General features: G+C 54.9%; 4 tRNA genes. All 4 read left to right on the top strand.

The features are described from left to right. Positions 1-47: 47 nt before the first annotated feature. The 4 genes from K5S59_RS29790 (at position 48) to K5S59_RS29775 (ending at position 388) form a co-directional block, all read left to right on the top strand. A tRNA-Gly gene (locus K5S59_RS29790) sits at positions 48-122 on the top strand. Between the two features lie 16 nt (positions 123-138). Continuing rightward, positions 139-227 (top strand) — tRNA-Leu (locus tag K5S59_RS29785). A 3-nt stretch (positions 228-230) separates the two neighbouring features. Then, positions 231-304: transfer RNA gene (locus K5S59_RS29780), tRNA-Arg, on the top strand. A gap of 10 nt (positions 305-314) precedes the next feature. Further along, a tRNA-Pro gene (locus K5S59_RS29775) sits at positions 315-388 on the top strand.

Raw genomic sequence — 388 nt, 5'->3', positions numbered from 1 at the left:
CGACTCCCTTCACCCGCACTTTTACTAAAATAACTCATACATGTCTTGCGGAAGTAGTTCAGTGGTAGAATACAACCTTGCCAAGGTTGGGGTCGCGGGTTCGAATCCCGTCTTCCGCTCCAATTTTCAATATGACATGCCGGGGTGGCGGAACAGGCAGACGCACAGGACTTAAAATCCTGCGGTGGGTGACCACCGTGCGGGTTCGACCCCCGCCCTCGGCACCATATGCGCCCGTAGCTCAATTGGATAGAGCGTTTGACTACGGATCAAGAGGTTAGGGGTTCGACTCCTCTCGGGCGCGCTTTTATTAACGGGAAGTGGCTCAGCTTGGTAGAGCACCTGGTTTGGGACCAGGGGGTCGCAGGTTCAAATCCTGTCTTCCCGA

This window comes from Bacillus sp. BML-BC051 (assembly GCF_019656175.1).
GTDB classification, from domain to species: domain Bacteria; phylum Bacillota; class Bacilli; order Bacillales; family Bacillaceae_G; genus Bacillus_A; species Bacillus_A mobilis.
Note: the sequence above shows the minus strand (reverse complement) of the source record. Positions and strands in the feature narration are given on the sequence as shown.